This window comes from Tessaracoccus sp. ZS01 (assembly GCF_022342445.1).
Lineage (GTDB): Bacteria > Actinomycetota > Actinomycetes > Propionibacteriales > Propionibacteriaceae > Arachnia.
Genome location: NZ_PQFE01000007.1, coordinates 1 through 16,056, shown reverse-complemented (window position 1 = coordinate 16,056; position 16,056 = coordinate 1). Strand labels below are relative to the sequence as shown.

Here is a 16,056-nt window from a genome sequence, read left to right as displayed (position 1 = left end):
GCGGCCGCTGAGCAAACGCTTTCAGACTCGGGCCGCGGTTCCGGCCTTCCACGTCGTGTACCCGCCGTCGAGGTTCAGCACCCGCCGATCCCCGAGGATGAAGACCGCGGCATGGCTGCGGATACCCACCCCACAGTGCACGATGAGGTCACCGTCGGGGATCTCATCCATCCGGGCCCGCAGCTCGTCCAGGGGCAGATTCACCGCGCCGGCGATGGCGCCGCGCTCGAATTCGCTCGGTGTCCGCACGTCGACGACCGTGGCGCCGGCCTCCTGCGCAGCCTCCACCTCGTGCCACTGGATCGAGTTCTCCAGCCCGCTGAGGCGGTTCTCCGCCACGTACCCCAACATGTTGACCGCATCCTTGGCCGAACCGAACTGCGGCGCGTAGGCCAGCTCGAGTTCCGCCAACTCCGGGGCCTTCAGGCCGCCGGCCATCGCGGTCGCGATCACATCGATGCGCTTGTCGACGCCGGATTCACCCACGCCCTGGGCGCCCAGGATCCGTCCGTCGGCGGGATCCACCAGCAGCTTGAGCGCCATCGTCGCCGCGCCGGGGTAGTAGGTGGCGTGCGAGGCGGGGTGCGTGTGGATGACGAGGTGCTCCTTGCCCACGGCCCTGAGCCGCTTCTCGCTCCAGCCGACGGAGGCCACCTGCAGGCCGAGGAGCCCGACGATCGCCGTGCCCATGACGGGCCTGGCGGGCACACCGCGGCCCGCGATGTCGTCGGCCACGCGCCTGCCCTGGAGGTTGGCCGTGTTGGCAAGCGGCACCAGCACCGCGTCGTCGTTCAGTGCGTCGTCCTTCTGGACGGCGTCACCCACGGCGTAGATCGACGGATCCGACGTCAGGTTGCGGGAGTCGACGACGATGCCGCCGAGCGAACCGACGTGCAGCCCGGCGGCGCGTGCGAGTTCGACGTCGGGGCGCACGCCGATGGCGGCCACGACGATGTCGGCAGGCAGGGTCGACCCGTCGGCCAGGGTGACGTCGGTCTCACCGATCGCGGTCACCGCGGAGCCGAGCCGTAGGTCCACGCCGTGTTCACGCAACCGGTCGTGCACCGGCGCCACCATCTCCGGGTCGAGCGGGGCCATCACCTGGTCCAACGCCTCCACCAGCGCGACCTTCATGCCGCGGTGCAACAGGTTCTCCGTGACCTCCAGGCCGATGAAGCCGCCGCCGATGACGACCGCGGTTCGCGCGCCCTGCACCGCAGCCACCATGGCGTCGGTGTCCTCGACGTTGCGCAGCGTCAACGCGCGGCCGATGCCCGGGATGGGCGGCTGCACGGGGCGGGCGCCGGGGGAGAGCACGAGCTTGTCATAGCCGAGGTCGGACTCCTCTCCGGTGGCCACGTCACGCACGATGACCACCTTGCGCGCCCTGTCGATCCGCACGGCCTCCGTCCCGACACGCACGTCGATCCGGAACCTCTCCCACAGCGATTCCGGCGTCTGCAGCAGCAGGGCCGACCGCTCCTCGATGATGCCGCTCACGTGGTACGGCAGCCCGCAATTCGCAAAAGACACATACCCACTCCGCTCGAGGACCACGATCTCCATGTCCTCGTCGAGTCGTCGCAACCTTGTCGCCGCGCTCATTCCGCCGGCGACTCCTCCAACCATCACTGTTCTCACGGGGGACACTATACCCCCCGGGGTAGATACCCCCGGGGGTATCATGCTATCGTTCAGGTGTAGTGATCGTCTGCGCCTGGCAGACGCTCAGAATTCGTCGAAAGGACCTCCTCCATGTGCCGACCTGTCAACTGCAAAGTTTGCGGCAAGACCACCTGGGCCGGCTGCGGCCAGCACATCTCCGACGTCAAGCGCGGGGTGCCCTCTGCCCAGTGGTGCGACGGGCAGCATCCCGGTGAACAGAAGGTCGGCCTCCTGGGCCGCTTCCTCGGCCGCTGATCTGCCCTGTTCCCGGGTCCGTGCGGCCTGGGGACAACATGTTGACGGCACGCTGTCCCAAGCTGTGGATGGGGGTGTGGATAACTCCACACCCCCATTTTCATCCCCAGATACTCCACGTGTAGTTTGCATCTGCCCACACACCGTCCACATGCTCCGAACTGGCAGGACAAGGGGCGATGCGCGTTATCCCCAGAGTCCACAGGCGCTATGAGTACATCTGGAATGTAACTACAGAAAGATCATCAAAGCACCGGGTGTGGACAGAGGCACAGACGAGTACGCCGAACGCCACAAACCAACCGGCACCCACAGTTACACTCACCTGCGTGACCGACGACGACCGTAGCCGCATTGACGACCACCTCCAGCGGGGCATGGAGGCCGAACTGGCCAGCACCCGCGAAGAGCTGACGAAGGCTGCCGCGCACGCTGCCCGCATGGAGGGCGAACTCTTCGCCGTCGCCCAGCGCCTCACGGCCAAGGAGGCCGAACACGAGGCGGCCCTCAAGGCCCTGGCCAAGATGCGCGACGAACTGTTCGAGGCCCGCTCCAAGGTGGAGGAGGCCGAAGGGGAGATCGTCGAACTGAAGAACCGACTCGCCGCAAGCCCTGCGTCGCCGAAGCCGAATCTCGCCGAGCGCGCCGTCCGCAAGGTCGTGCGCACGGTGAAGCGATGACCGAGCTCGAGGGCCAGCTCGCCTCGGCCGACTACGTGCTGCTCACACCGTCGTACCCCAGGCCGTGGCGCAGTGGCCGCGAATTCGTCCGGACGCGGGCCAAGGCCTACCAGGCGGCCGGGCTCAGCGGTGTCGTCGTGGATTCATCGCTGCGCGCGGGCAGCACCCCCGAGGCCGGCACGGACGGCGAACTGCCGGTGTTGTCGGTCCCCCCGGAGGAGCTCACACGCGTCCTCGACGCCGCTGCGGAGGCCGAGCGGCCCGTGCTCGCGCACTCCCCGGAACCGAGCACCATCCACGCGCTACTCGACCGTGTCCCCGCGCAACGCCTGGCCGTCTGGTTCCACGGCTACGAGGTGCGCGACTACCGCCGGCTCGCCGGAAACCACGACAGCCGCGAGCTCGCCTCCATCCGCACCGCCCGGGACGAGCTGAACCGCGCCCGGTTCGAGGCGGCCGCCAGGCTCTTCACCGACGCTGCGGCCACCGTCGTGTTCGTCTCGGATTTCCAGCGCCAACTGGCCGCCCAGGACGTCGGCGTCGCGGCCGGCAACGCCCAGGTGATCCCCAACCACATCGACGGCGACACCTTCGTGGCCCGGGTGCGTCAGCCGGAAGAGGCCGCCCAGCTGCTTGTGCTGCGCAGCTTCGCGGAACGCAACTACGGCAACGACATCGCCCTGCGCGCCCTCGAGGTGCTGGCGGAGGAACCCGGCTTCGCCGAGCTCACCGTCACGGTGCGCGGCTTCGGCCGCCACTTCCGCGACGAGACCGCCGGCCTGCGTCGTCACCGCAACGTGACCGTGGAGGAGCGCTACTCCTCGCCCATCGAGATGGCCGCCGCGCACCAACGGCACGGGGTGTTCCTGTGCCCGACGCGCTTCGACACCCAGGGCGTGATGCTCGGCGAGGCGATGGCCAGCGGCATGGTCACCATCACCAACCCGGTGGCCGCCATCCCCGAATTCACCGACGACGCCTCGAGCCTGCTGCCCCGCGCGGAGGACCCCTGGGCCTTCGCCGATGCGATCCGCCACCTGCTGGCCAACCGCCAGCTGATGCCCGAACTGTCGGTGGCCGCGGCCGAACGGGTCCGCGCCCAGTGCGGCCGCGCCGCCACCATTGACCGCGAAATCGACCTCATCGGAGGCCTGTCCGCATGACGCACCGCACCCCGGTCCTGATCTCCGACGACCCGGTCGCCGCCCACATCGCCGGCGCCCGTGGCTGGAAGGTGCTGAAGCGCGACGGGCAGCTCCTGCGCTTCGCCGGCCTGGACCCGGCCCAGACGCTGGCCCTGCCGCCGCTGCCGTTCAGCGTCCACGACGGATCCCTCGACGCAGCCACCGTCGGTGGGTGGGACAACCTGCTCAACTGGCTCCAGAAGCACATCCACGAGCCGATGCCCGTCGTCGCGCCGGACGAATGGGCCGCTGAGCTTGCGCTGTGGGCGGCCGCCTCCCGCGGTTGGCCGTTCGGCGTCTGGATCGACGGGGCACCGCCGCTGCACACCCCCACTGCCGCAGCCTGCATGTTGGCCAGCGAGGGGCTGTTCGCGCCCAAACCGGAGGCGCTCACGGACCTGGCGAACAGGTGGAAGGAGCCGTTCTCGGAACTGCCCGCCACGCCGCTCATCGACGTGGACGAGAAGCCCACCCCGCGCGAGGAGCTGCGTGATCTCGGGGTCACGCGCGTGCTGGTGGTCAGCCACCACGACGAACCCACGCTGCCGGCGACGCCCGGCCTCGCCGTCGACCTCGTCACCGCCGTGCGTCGCCCGGGGGCCGGGGAACGCACCCACTACGTGCCGGACCTCGGCGCCCCCGGCCTGACGAACTCGCCCGGCCCGCTGCCGGCGTGGGCGGCCATCGCGTTGGCCGGCGACCGTGAGCGGCCCGTTGCCGCCTCAGACCACATCGGTGGCTACTGGCGCTGGCAGTTGGAGAAGTACTTCGACGCCCGGGCGGACCACTACGACGTGGTCTACCTCACCGGCGAGCAGTACGTGGCGGCGGATTTCGCGCTGTACGCCAAGCGGCGTTGGTACGCCCGGATCATCGACGGCACCACCGCCACCCAGCGGTACTCGTCGGAGGCCGAGCAGGAGCAGGTCGGCTACGACTCCGCCGGCTGGGCGATGCAGGTCGACGCGGTGCTGGGCGGGGAGGAGTCGCCCGAGGAGATCGCAGCCCTGGCGTTCAGCCTCGGTGAGCACGTTTTCCCGACCCGCTAGTCTCGAATGGTGAGCATCGCAGCGCGGGCCGAAGGCCTCACCAAGATCTACGGAACCGGCTCTGCCGTCGTGACGGCACTGTCCTCCGTGGATTTCGAGATCCGCGCGGGCGAATTCACCGCCATCATGGGCCCGTCGGGGTCCGGCAAATCCACCCTGATGCACCTGATGGCCGCTCTGGATACGCCCACCGCGGGCGAGGTCTGGATCGGCGACACCGCCGTCGGGCCGCTCGGCGACACCCCGCTGACGGAGTTGCGCCGCGACCGCATCGGCTTCATCTTCCAGGCGTTCAACTTGGTGCCCACGCTCACGGCCCGCGAGAACATCACGCTGCCGCTGGCGATCGCCGGCAAGAAGGTCGATGCGGAGTGGTTCGACCGCATCGTCGACGTACTGGGCCTGGCGGACCGGCTCACCCACAAGCCCTCGGAGCTCTCCGGCGGCCAGCAACAGCGGGTGGCGTGCGCCCGGGCCCTGATGAACCGCCCGGACATCGTGTTCGGCGATGAGCCCACCGGCAACCTGGATTCCACGTCGGCCGCGGAGGTGCTCGGCTTCCTCAGGCGCTCCGTGGACGAGTTCGGCCAGACGGTGGTCATGGTCACCCACGACGCCCACGCCGCCAGCTACGCAGACCGCACCGTGTTCCTCTCCGACGGCCGCATCGTCCACGAGATGCGCGGCGCCACGCAGGATCAGCTGCTCAGCGCGATGGCCACGCTGTACCCCCGCCACGACCAGCCCGCCGCGGCGGGCCCCGTGGTGTACCGGGACGGAACGGCCGCCTCCATGAACGCTCCGGTCGGTGACGAGGTCGAGGAAGAATCCACCGTCGAACGCTCCATCGCCCGCCGCGCCCTGCTGGACTGACCCATGTTGCGGGCCACGCTGAAATCCGTCTGGGCGCGCAAGGTGCGCCTCATCATGAGCGCCCTGTCGATCGTGCTCGGGGTGGCGTTCGTCGCCGGTTCGCTGATGTTCACCAACATGTTGTCGTCCAGCTTCGACTCGCTGGTCAAGGGGTCGCTGGCAGACGTCAACGTTTCCTCCGAGGCCACCGGCATCTCGGGGTTCGAGAACAACGCCGGCGTCCCGCCCGCGTTGTTGACGGACGAGGATGTCGCCGCCGTCGAGGCGATCGACGGGGTGGTGCGCGTCGAGCCCATGGTGTCGAACACGCAGGTGTACCCGCTCGACGACGATGGCCGCGTGCTGGCTTTCTCGGGTGCTCCCGGCCTGGGCATGAACTGGCAGGACGCCACGTCCTCCGACGGTGTGGCGGGCGCCCGGATCATCGACGGCCGTGCCCCCACCGCCGACGACGAGGTGGTCCTCGACCCCGCCACCGCCGCACGCGGGGGGTACGTGATCGGCGAGACACTGGATGTCGCCACCCCGCGCACCGGGATCCGCTCCTACACGCTGGTCGGCACCGGCACGTACGGCGCGGGCAGCACCGTCGGCGCGAGCTACCTGTTCTTCACCCTCCCCGAGATCCAGGCGATCGCACAGGACGGGCGCCCCGGTTCGTACGCCATGTGGGTCCAGACCACCCCGCAGGCCGATGCCGCCGCGGTGGCACAGGCGGTCCAGGAGGTGCTCCCCGACGGGTTCGTCGCGGAGACGGGGGATGAGCTGGCCGAGGGCATCGAGGAGCAACTCAACGTCGGCCTGGGCTTCGTCAACATCTTCCTGCTGGTCTTCGCGGGGATCGCCCTCCTCGTGGCCGCACTGCTGATCCTCAACACGTTCTCGATCCTGGTGGCGCAGCGGGCGCGCGAGCTCGCCCTGTACCGCGCCATCGGCGCCACCCGCCGCCAGGTGAGCGGGACGGTGCTGATCGAGGCGCTGTTCATCGGCCTGATCGGCGCCACCCTGGGCCTGGCCGTCGGCTACGGCCTCGCCTGGGGCATCCTCGGCCTGATGCGCGCCTTCGGCATCGACCCCGGGGACATCACGCCGACGGTCACCTCCTCGGCCATCATCGCGTCCTACGCCATCGGCGTCGTCATCACGCTCATCGCCGCCTACCTGCCCGCCCGCCGCGCGTCGCAGACCCGCCCAGTGGAGGCCATGACCAGCGCCGCCCAGTCCGGGCCCGAGCGCCTCGGCGGCCTCCCACTGTTCGGGGTGGCGCTGATCGAGCTGGGCGTGGCCGCCATGGTGATCGCCCTGTGGCTCGACGTGCCGCAGCCGCTCATCTGGTTCGGCGCGGGGGCCGCCGCGCTGCTGATCGGCATGGTGATCGCCGCGGCGGTCATCGGGGCGCCGCTGATCTGGCTGTTCGGCAGGGGGTTCCGTCTGCTGTTCGGCGAGGTGGGCAAGTTGGCGCAGCTGAACTCCGTGCGCCAGCCCCGCCGCACCGCGGCCACGGCCGCGACGCTGATGATCGGCCTCGCGCTGGTGTCCACCGTCGCCATCCTGGCCGCGAGCACCACCACGTCGCTGCGCAACCAGCTCACCGAGGACCAGCGCGGCGACTTCGTCATCGCGCCGCTGGCCTACCAGCCCTTCGACGCGAAGCTCTTCGAGGCCGCCAGGAAGGTCGACGGCGTGTCCGAGGTGTACGCCGGGTACCGCGGTGCGGCTCAGGTGGAGGGGATCGACGAGCCCACCAGCCTGTTCGGCCTGACACCTGAGGGCCTGGAGCGGGGCACCAGCCTCGACGTCACCGTCGGGTCGCTGAGCGAGCAGGGCGGGGAGCCGCCCGTCGTGCTGTCGGCGGACTACGCCAACGAGCACGGCTTCACGCTCGGCGAGGTCATCGACCTGGTCGGCCCCAAGGGCACCGCCGCCGTGCTCGTCACCGGCCTGCACGAGGAGGGCGCCGCCCTCCCCATCGGCGACATCGTGGTGACCCCGGACACGTTCGCGGAGGTCGCCGATGCGTCGATGGTCCAGCAACTGGTGGTCTTCATCGACGACGACGCGGACCCGGCCGCGGTCAGGGCCGGGCTCGAGGAGGTCACCGAGGAGGTGCCCACCGTCGTGGTGTCCGACGTGCAGGAGTTCGTGGAGAGCCGCGTGGCGCAGTTCGACCAGATCTTCGCCACCTTGTACGCGCTGCTCGCGCTCGCCGTCGTGATCTCGGTGCTGGGGATCGTCAACACCCTCGGCCTGTCCGTCATGGAACGGGTGCGCGAGGTGGGGCTCCTCAGGGCCGTCGGCATGACCAGGCCGCAGGTGCGGCGGATGGTCACGCTCGAGGCCGTGCTCGTCGCAACGCTGGGCGCCGTCCTGGGGGTTGTCCTGGGGGTGGCGTTCGGCGCGGCGCTCGTGACGCTCCTGCGCGACCAGGGCATCGGCACGCTGGTCATCCCCTGGGTCCAGTTGCTGGTCTTCGTGGTGGTCGCCGCCGCCGTGGGTGTCCTGGCCGCGATCGCCCCCGCCCGCCGGGCCAGCAGGCTGGCGATCCTCGACTCCATCGCCGTCGACTGACGACGCGTTCAACCAACGTCTGGGTATGATGCTGGCGACGAGCTTTTTGGGTAGAACGACAAAGGTGTGACACGTGAAGATTCGAGTTGAACGCGAGGCGCTTGCCGACGCCGTGGCCTGGGTGGCGCGCAGCCTGCCCAACCGCCCCACCGCTCCCATCCTGGCAGGCATGCTGCTGGAGGCGGACGGCGACGGCCTGACGCTGAGCAGTTTTGACTCCACCACGTCGGCCAAGGTCACGCTTCCGGCCCAGGTGAGCGACGAGGGCCAGGTGCTGGTCTCCGGCCGCCTGCTCTCGGACATTGCGCGTTCGTTGCCGAACAAGCCGGTGGACCTCAACGCAGACCACACCAAGGTGGAGCTGACCTGCGGTTCCGCGCGCTTCACGCTGCAGACGCTGCCCGTCGACGAGTACCCCACCCTGCCGGACATGCCCACGCAGACCGGCACCGTGGACGCGGCTGTGTTCGAGAAGGCCGTCGGCCAGGTGTTCGTGGCGGCGGGCCGCGACGAGCTCCTCAACGTGTTCACTGGCGTGAAGATGGAGATCAACGGCGAGAACCTGTCGCTGCTCGCCACAGACCGCTACCGCATGGCGCTGAAGGAACTCACCTGGCACCCCACCAGCCCGGGCCTCGAGGGCAACGTGCTGGTGCCGGGCAAGGTGCTCGCTGACACCGCCAAGTCCATGACTTCGGGGGACACCGTCACCATCTCGCTGTCCACTACCGAGGCCGAGGGCGAAGGCCTCGCCGGCTTCGTCGGCGAGGGCTCGAAGGGTTCGCGTCAGGCCACCACGCGCCTGCTCAGCCAGGCGTTCCCCAAGGTGCGCCACCTCATGGACGTCTCCGCCACCGTCAGCGTCCGCATCGACACCGCAGACCTGCTGGCCGCGGTCAAGCGCGTCGCCCTCGTCGCGGAACGCAACACGCCGCTGCGCATGCGCATCAACGAGGACCACATCACGCTCGAGGCCGCCACGGGGGACCAGGCGCAGGCCGTCGAGGCCATCGACGCGCAGATCGAGGTCGTCGGCGACGAGCAGTCCATCACGGATGCGGGCTTCAACCCGCACTACCTGCTGGACGCGCTCACCGCGCTCGACGCCCCCTTCGCGCACTTCTCGTTCACACTGCCCGGCAAGCCCTGCCTGATCATGGGCCTGCCCAGCATCGACGCGGACCCGTTGGGCGATTACCGCCACGTCATCATGCTGATGCGCCTGCCAAGCTGACGTGTTCGTCACTGAGCTCGCGCTTGCTGATTTCCGGAACTACCACGAGGCCCACCTCGAGCTGACCTCCGGCGTCACGGTCTTCGTCGGCGCCAACGGCCAGGGTAAGACCAACCTGGTCGAAGCCATCGAGTACCTGTCCACCATGTCGTCGCACCGCGTGTCGACGACGGCCCCGCTGATCCGCGCCGGCGCGTCGTCGGCGATCATCAGGGCGAGGGTTCAGGCCGCCCGCGACGACGACCGGTTGATCTGGCTCGAGCTCGAAGTGGTGCCCGGCAAATCGAACGTGGCCCGGCTCAACCGGGCGCCGTTGCAGCGCCCGCGCGAGTTGGTGGGGGCGCTGCGCACCGTCGTGTTCTCCCCGATGGACATCGCCATCGTGCGGGGAGACCCGTCAGACCGTCGCGGGTGGCTCGACTCGCTCGTCGTGACCCGGTGGCCGCGCATGGCTGGGGTGAAGCAGGATTTCGACAGGGTGCTGCGGCAACGCAACGCGCTGCTGAAGTCCATGTCCGGTCGCTCCCAGGTGTCGCAGGGCGGGGACGAGGACATCACGCTCGCCGTGTGGAACGAGCAGCTCGCGGCGCTGGGCGCCGAACTCCTGCACGCCCGGCTCGACACGCTCGCCGACGTGCTGCCGTACGCCCAGCGCGCGTACGAAACCATCGCCCCGAAGAACAACCAGATCGACGCGGTCTACAAGAGCGGTCTCGACCTGGCCGATGTCGCCGCGGCCGAGGACGTGCGTGCGGAGCTGCAGCGCAGGCTGCTCGAGGCCATGGACCGCCTGCGCGGCGATGAACTGCACCGCGGCATGACGCTGGTGGGCCCGCAGCGCGACGACGTGGAGCTGTCCATCGGAGAACTACCGGCGAAGGGGTACGCGTCGCACGGCGAATCCTGGTCGCTCGCCCTGTCCCTGCGGCTGGGGGGCTTCTCCCTGGTGCGCGACGACGGCACGGAGCCGGTCCTGGTGCTCGACGACGTGTTCGCCGAACTCGACGTGGCCCGACGCGAACGGCTGGGCGCCGCCATCGCCGACGCCGAGCAGGTGCTGATCACCGCCGCCGTCGGCGCCGACGTGCCGGACTTCCCGGCCGAGCGCCGGTTCACGGTGAACGCCGGCACCGTCGCCCCGTCCCAGGATGCGCAGTCCGGATTGTCCGATCACCCTGAGGAATCGCGGGGCTGAAAGGGCCGGGGGTACCGTGATCTGGTTGACGCTGGGCAGGGGCCCGGCGGGAAGGTACCCGGCATGATCATCGACACCCTCGACCACAGGTCGCGCTACGCGGACATTCCCGGATTGGCGGAGATCCTCGACACCATCATGGGCCTCGGCACCGATGTCGAGCCCGGCACCATCGAGCTCGCGGAGGAGATCGGCGCGGTCAACATCTTCTCGTACGACGCTGCCGACCCCGAGGTGAAGACCCAGTTCGAGGCGCACCGTCGCTTCGCCGACGTGCACGTGGTCCTCGAGGGCGAGGAGACCATCAAGCTCGCGGCGCTCGACGCGCTGACCCCGGCCACCGAGTTCGACGAGGAGACCGATTTCGGACTCCACAAGGGCCCGACCACCGTCACCGTCAACCTGCAGCCGGGCTGGTTCGTCGTCGCGTTCCCCAACGACGCGCACCTCCCCGGTGTCTGGACCGACGGCCCCAGCCGCGTGCTGAAGGCCGTGGGCAAACTCCGCGTCGCCTGACCCCCCAAAGCGGCACCCTCCGTCCTGCCGGGGACTAACCTGGCAGGTAGGAGGCGTGACATGGCGAAGAAGCGTGACATGGCGAAGAAGAAGTTCGAGGATCTCCCTGGTTGGGTGCGGGCGCTGATGGGGCTCGGCGGAACGGCCGACGTGGTGCTGCGCATCGCGGCCATGATCGATGTCGCCAGGCGCGACAAGGACGAGGTCAACGGCCCCAAGGCTGTCTGGCTGCCCGCGCTGGGCGCCGTCAGCTCCATGGGGCTGCTGCCGCTGGCGTACTTCCGCTGGGGTCGCCGGGGGCCCGCGAAGTAGCAGGGCGGAAGGGCATGGTATTCATGTCCCCATGCGTCACTCCCGCCTCGCCCTCGCCGCCGTCGTCGCGCTTGCCCTGAGCGCCTGTTCCGGCGCGACGGAACCTCCAGCGCCGGAACCCACCACCGCCTCCACAGAGGCCTCGACCACCGCGTCGCCCACCCCGGAGGCCGTGCCGGTGGAGCTGCCGGACACCCCCGTCGGTGAGGCCGCGCAGTGGGTGCTGGACAGGCTGGCGGCCGACGCCGGGCCCACCGCCGAGGAGGCGGAGGAGCGGCTGGGCGACGAGTTCCTCGGCCAGGTGCCCGCAGACCAGGTCGGGCAGGTGTTCGCGCAGCTCCGCGAGGAGGGCCCCTTCACGCTGGTCAGCTGGGACGGCACCGACACCCAGGGCACGGCAGAACTCGATTCGCCGGCCACGCCCGTGCTGATGATGATCGCGCTCAAGGACGGCAAGATCGACGGTCTCATGTTCGTGCCCAACGAGAAGGCGCCGGAGATCCAGGAGCCCGCGGAGGCGTCCCAGTTGCTGCTCGACAAGGCGCCCACCTCGTCGTTCCTGCTCGCGGAGGTGACCCGCACCGGCGATACCCCGGAGTGCACACCCATCGAACAGCGCGACGCCGACAAGGTGTTGCCGATCGCCTCGATGTTCAAGCTCTACGTGCTGGGCGCCGTGGCCACCGCCGTCGAGGACGGCACGTTGACGTGGGAACAGGAGTTGACGCTCACCGAAGGCCTCAAGTCGCTGCCCACCGGCAACCTGCGCAACGAACCGGCCGGCACGAAGGTCACCGTCGAGAAGGCCGCGCTGGAGATGATCTCCACCAGCGACAACACCGCCGCGGACCTCCTCATCGACGCCGTGGGGCGCGAGGCCGTGGAGGCCGAGCTGGAGAAGATGGGGCACCACGCGCCGGAGCTCAACCGGCCGTTCCTCACCACCCGCGAGGCCTTCCAGATGGGCGGCGACCAGGGCATCCGCGCCAAGTGGGCGGCCGCCTCCAACGGCTACGACGACGCCACCGTGGCGGTCTCCGAGGCCCAACGCGCGGTCCTCTCCGGCCTGCCGGAGTGGGACCTCACCTACGACGAGACCACCATGGGCAGCCCGTTCTGGGACGAGGGGATCGACTGGTACGCCACCGCCGCGGACCTCTGCGCGGCCCACGTCAACCTCCAGCAGCGCGCCGCCACGGAGCCGGGCAAGCCCGTGCGCGGCATCCTGGCCGCCTATCCCGGCATCGAGGTGCCCGGCGCGGTCTACATCGGCTTCAAGGGAGGGTCGGTGCCCGGCGCGCTCGGCCTGTCGTTCTACGTGGAGGGGCCGGAGAAGATCCGGGTCCTGGTGCTGCAGAGCGCCGGCGACACCCCGGAATCGGTGCCCCAGCCGAATTGGATGGCCAGCCTCGCCGAGAACACCCTGGGATAGGTCCCGCCCGGGAACGTCGCTGCGGAGACTAGGCTGGACCCATGTCCGAGCCGCACGATCCCACGGGGCTCGAGTTGGCGTCGGAGATCGCCCGCGCCACCGTCGAGGCCTCTGAATACGGCGTCGTGCTGCCCGAACCCGCCCCGCCGCGCACCCCGCGGCGCACGAGGCGGGTGTTCGAGCAGGAGCGCAGCGGTGCGCATCCGGACGACCGCGACCCCAAGCTCGTCGGCGATGTGCTGAACGAGGTGGTGCGCAAGCGCGGCTGGAAACGCCGGATCAACCTGTCGACGGTGTTGCGCCGCTGGCCCGAGCTGGTGGGCGAGTCGAACGCCGCGCACTCCAAGCCGGTGAACTATGACGCGGGGGTGCTGATCGTCGACTGCGACTCGACGGCGTGGGCCACCGCCATGCGGTACGCCGCGTCCCAGTTGGTGGCCAAGCTCAACGCGGCGCTGGGCGAGCAGACCGTCCTGCGCGTCGAGTTCCGCGGCCCGAAAGCCCCCAACTGGAAGAAGGGGCTGCGGTCCGTCCAGGGCCGGGGCCCCCGCGACACCTACGGCTGAGGCGCCGTCCGCCACGCCGGGTCGACGGCGACGAGGGTCACGTCGGAGAGCCTGCCCGCATCGACGGTGGCGGTCATGAAGGTGCCCACCGGCTGTCGGCGACGGTCGGTGGGGGAGCCGGGGTTCAGCAGCCGCATCCCCGCCGGTGTCACGGTGTCCCAGGGGATGTGGGAGTGGCCGAAGACCAGGACGTCGGTGTCCGGGAAGGCGGCGTCCATCCGTTTCTCGCGCCCGGCCGCCGGCCCCGTCTCGTGGACGACGGCGAAGCGCACCCCGCCGATGACCGTCCTGGCGACTTCGGGGAGTCGCTGACGCAGGACCGCGTCGTCGTTGTTGCCGTGCACGCCGACGTGACGCCCGCCGGCCCGGCGCTCCACCTCGTCGAGGAGCGCCGGCTCGACCCAGTCGCCCGCGTGGAGGACGACGTCGGTGGTCTCGATGGCTGCCCAGACTTCCGGCGGAAGGTCGCGGGCACGCTTCGGCAGGTGTGTGTCGGCAAGGATCACCAGCTTGTGCATGTCGCCATCGTAGGTGGGGTCACGGAAGCAGTGCTGTACTGGTCAGATGAAGATCACGGTCACCGGAACCAGCCGCGTCAAGGTGCGCGCCGAGTGCGCGCAGGTGTCGTTCTCCGTCGGCCGACGGGGTGCGGACCACGACGTCGTGATCGGCGAGGTCTCGGCCGTGGCCAAGCAGGTGCGGTCCCTCCTCGACGAACTGACCCCTGAGGACGACGGCGATCAGGCACACCTGTCGGGCCTGCGGACGTGGACCGACTTCTCGGGCGCGGGCGAGCCGCAGCAGGTCGCCCAGCTGGACGGCTCCGTGATCGTCTGGGAACTCGACGACCTCGGCGACTTCCTCGGACGCTTCGCCGCGGTCGACGGCGTCACCGTCGACAACGTCCAGTGGAAACTCACCCAGGACACCCGCGACGCCATCGAGCCAGAGGCAATCCGCGACGCCTTCCAGGATGCGCGGCAGCGCGCCAGGTGGATCGCCGCCGCGGCCGGGCGCCAGGCGCCGGAGCCGGTGGCGGTCACCGACGGGGGCGAGCCGCCGTCGCTGCACTACAGGCAGGCGCTCCTCCGGGCCGACGGCACCGCCGCCCTCGACCTGGATCTCGACCCCGTCGACGTGGAGATCAGCGTCGCTCTCACCGTCGAGTTCGAGGCCGCCGAGGGCTGATTCCCGGGATCGGCGGTCATTATCGTCACCTTTCCCCTCCTGGCGCTGTGATTGAGCTGAATTACACGCCGTGGATTCTCAGTTGCCCTTCCAATTGGTCCTCGAAGGTGATTCGATGGTCTGAGTAGTCATTGACGACGGCTTGGGGGCTGGGAGCAAGATGAAACTGCGAGGCACCACCTCAGTGTTGGCCGCCGCTGTTGCAGTGGGTCTGGTTGCGCTTGTCGGTGCAAGCAGCGATGAGCAGGTCATCGAAGCAGTGCCCGCCCCCGCCGCGATCATCCAGAGCCCACCGGCGCCCGCTCCGGGCATCGGCCACGCGCGCGCCAGCGTCCAGGAAGTGTTCGGCGAAGAATTCACGGATCCGCTGGGCGTCTACGCCGTCGAGGGCGGCTACCAGACCTGGCGGGTGCCCGGCGGGGAAGACCTCGGCTTCGATCCGCACAACGCGCCCACGCCTGAGGTCATCCAGCCCGACGGGGTGAAGGAACTCGATCCCGTCGTCGTGCCCCTGCCCGTTGCCCCGGCCACCATCCCCGTCACCACTGTGGAGTCCGTCGGCACCCAGAAGGCGGGCGCGCTCCTCTCTCCACCGGTGCGCGGGCGCTCGTCGTCGAAGTTCGGCATGCGGTTCCACCCCGTGCTACGCGTGTACAAGCTGCACACGGGCCACGACTGGGCGGCCCCCTGTGGCACCCCGGTGGGTGCCGCCGCTGCCGGCACCGTCGTCGGCACCGGTTGGGCCGGCGGCAACGGCGTGCAGGTCAAGATCGACCACGGCAGGCTGGGCGGCTACCGCGTCGTGACCACCTACAACCACCTCTCGTCCATCGGCGTGAAGGTGGGGCAGAAGGTCTCCGCCCTGCAGGGCGTGGGCCGCGTCGGCAGCACCGGGTACTCCACGGGTTGTCACCTGCACTTCGAGGTGATCGTGAACGGGCAGTTCACAGATCCCATCCCGTGGCTCAACGGCAAGCCCGGCGTCGTCGACCTCTCGGAGATGATGGCCGTGGCTCCCGGAGCGCCCTCGTCGAGCGCGTCGCCGTCGCCTTCACCGTCGCCTTCCCCCTCGCCGAGCCCGTCCCTGTCGCCGTCGGTGCCCGGGTCGCCCTCGGTGAGTGCCACCTCGGAGCCGCCGCCCGCGCCCGAGCCCGGCGACACGTCGGCCGCCGGGCCGAAGCCCTCCACTCCGGCACCGGGTACCACATCGAACCCGCCCAGCGCGTCTGCGCCGGGGACGACACCTGCACCCACGCCCACCACGACGTCTGCGGCACCGAAGCCCAGCCCCTCGGCCAGTGCGACGACGAAGTCGCCTGAGCCGAGCCCCGTCACCTCG

Annotated in this window: 16 protein-coding genes; 14 read left to right on the top strand and 2 right to left on the bottom strand. The window is 69.8% G+C overall.

What is annotated here, in order from left to right; genetic code table 11:
- Positions 1-21: 21 nt before the first annotated feature.
- Complete coding sequence (locus C3E87_RS08465) at positions 22-1,641, bottom strand: FAD-dependent oxidoreductase (protein WP_076061813.1); 1,620 nt, start codon at positions 1,639-1,641, stop codon at positions 22-24.
- A gap of 114 nt (positions 1,642-1,755) precedes the next feature.
- Here C3E87_RS08465 and C3E87_RS08460 point away from each other — a divergent pair, with 114 nt between their 5' ends.
- From C3E87_RS08460 to C3E87_RS08405, 12 genes are all read left to right on the top strand, one after another.
- Positions 1,756-1,920: a hypothetical protein gene (locus tag C3E87_RS08460; protein WP_182763093.1), complete on the top strand. Its 165-nt coding sequence runs from the start codon at positions 1,756-1,758 to the stop codon at positions 1,918-1,920.
- Between the two features lie 329 nt (positions 1,921-2,249).
- On the top strand, positions 2,250-2,600 hold the full coding sequence (locus C3E87_RS08455; RefSeq protein WP_076061639.1) for a hypothetical protein: 351 nt from the start codon (positions 2,250-2,252) through the stop codon (positions 2,598-2,600).
- Positions 2,597-3,763, top strand: a complete 1,167-nt coding sequence (locus C3E87_RS08450) for a glycosyltransferase family 4 protein (RefSeq protein ID WP_076061636.1) — start codon at positions 2,597-2,599, stop codon at positions 3,761-3,763. Before C3E87_RS08455 ends, C3E87_RS08450 begins: the two co-directional genes overlap by 4 nt.
- A complete protein-coding gene (locus C3E87_RS08445) occupies positions 3,760-4,833 on the top strand; it encodes a hypothetical protein (RefSeq protein ID WP_076061634.1) in 1,074 nt (357 codons plus the stop codon). Before C3E87_RS08450 ends, C3E87_RS08445 begins: the two co-directional genes overlap by 4 nt.
- Positions 4,834-4,839: 6 nt before the next feature.
- Positions 4,840-5,706, top strand: coding sequence for an ABC transporter ATP-binding protein (locus tag C3E87_RS08440; protein ID WP_083665506.1), 867 nt, complete (start codon positions 4,840-4,842; stop codon positions 5,704-5,706).
- Positions 5,707-5,709: 3 nt separating this feature from the next.
- Positions 5,710-8,274 carry an ABC transporter permease gene (locus C3E87_RS08435; RefSeq protein WP_076061631.1) on the top strand — a complete coding sequence of 855 codons (2,565 nt, stop codon included), beginning with the start codon at positions 5,710-5,712 and terminating at the stop codon, positions 8,272-8,274.
- A 73-nt stretch (positions 8,275-8,347) separates the two neighbouring features.
- The gene (gene dnaN / locus C3E87_RS08430; RefSeq protein ID WP_076061629.1) at positions 8,348-9,508 is read left to right on the top strand and encodes a DNA polymerase III subunit beta; all 1,161 of its coding nucleotides are present in this window, start codon (positions 8,348-8,350) and stop codon (positions 9,506-9,508) included.
- A gap of 1 nt (position 9,509) precedes the next feature.
- Positions 9,510-10,703 carry a DNA replication/repair protein RecF gene (recF, locus tag C3E87_RS08425; protein ID WP_076061627.1) on the top strand — a complete coding sequence of 398 codons (1,194 nt, stop codon included), beginning with the start codon at positions 9,510-9,512 and terminating at the stop codon, positions 10,701-10,703.
- Between the two features lie 63 nt (positions 10,704-10,766).
- Positions 10,767-11,219, top strand: a complete 453-nt coding sequence (locus C3E87_RS08420; protein ID WP_076061624.1) for a YhcH/YjgK/YiaL family protein — start codon at positions 10,767-10,769, stop codon at positions 11,217-11,219.
- 60 nt (positions 11,220-11,279) lie between these two features.
- Positions 11,280-11,531: a hypothetical protein gene (locus tag C3E87_RS08415; protein WP_143570953.1), complete on the top strand. Its 252-nt coding sequence runs from the start codon at positions 11,280-11,282 to the stop codon at positions 11,529-11,531.
- 31 nt (positions 11,532-11,562) lie between these two features.
- Positions 11,563-12,963 (top strand): serine hydrolase, encoded by a 1,401-nt coding sequence (locus C3E87_RS08410; RefSeq protein WP_076061622.1) that lies wholly within the window; start codon positions 11,563-11,565, stop codon positions 12,961-12,963.
- A gap of 41 nt (positions 12,964-13,004) precedes the next feature.
- Positions 13,005-13,529: a DUF721 domain-containing protein gene (locus C3E87_RS08405; RefSeq protein ID WP_076061619.1), complete on the top strand. Its 525-nt coding sequence runs from the start codon at positions 13,005-13,007 to the stop codon at positions 13,527-13,529.
- On the opposite strand, the gene C3E87_RS08400 is transcribed toward C3E87_RS08405, so the two are convergent.
- Positions 13,520-14,047 (bottom strand): metallophosphoesterase, encoded by a 528-nt coding sequence (locus C3E87_RS08400; RefSeq protein WP_076061617.1) that lies wholly within the window; start codon positions 14,045-14,047, stop codon positions 13,520-13,522. The genes C3E87_RS08405 and C3E87_RS08400 overlap by 10 nt on opposite strands.
- Positions 14,048-14,093: 46 nt before the next feature.
- Here C3E87_RS08400 and C3E87_RS08395 point away from each other — a divergent pair, with 46 nt between their 5' ends.
- Together C3E87_RS08395 and C3E87_RS08390 are read left to right on the top strand one after the other, a co-directional pair.
- Positions 14,094-14,717, top strand: a complete 624-nt coding sequence (locus C3E87_RS08395) for an SIMPL domain-containing protein (protein WP_076061614.1) — start codon at positions 14,094-14,096, stop codon at positions 14,715-14,717.
- 160 nt (positions 14,718-14,877) lie between these two features.
- The coding region (locus C3E87_RS08390; RefSeq protein WP_076061612.1) for a M23 family metallopeptidase at positions 14,878-16,056 on the top strand (1,179 nt) is incomplete at its 3' end.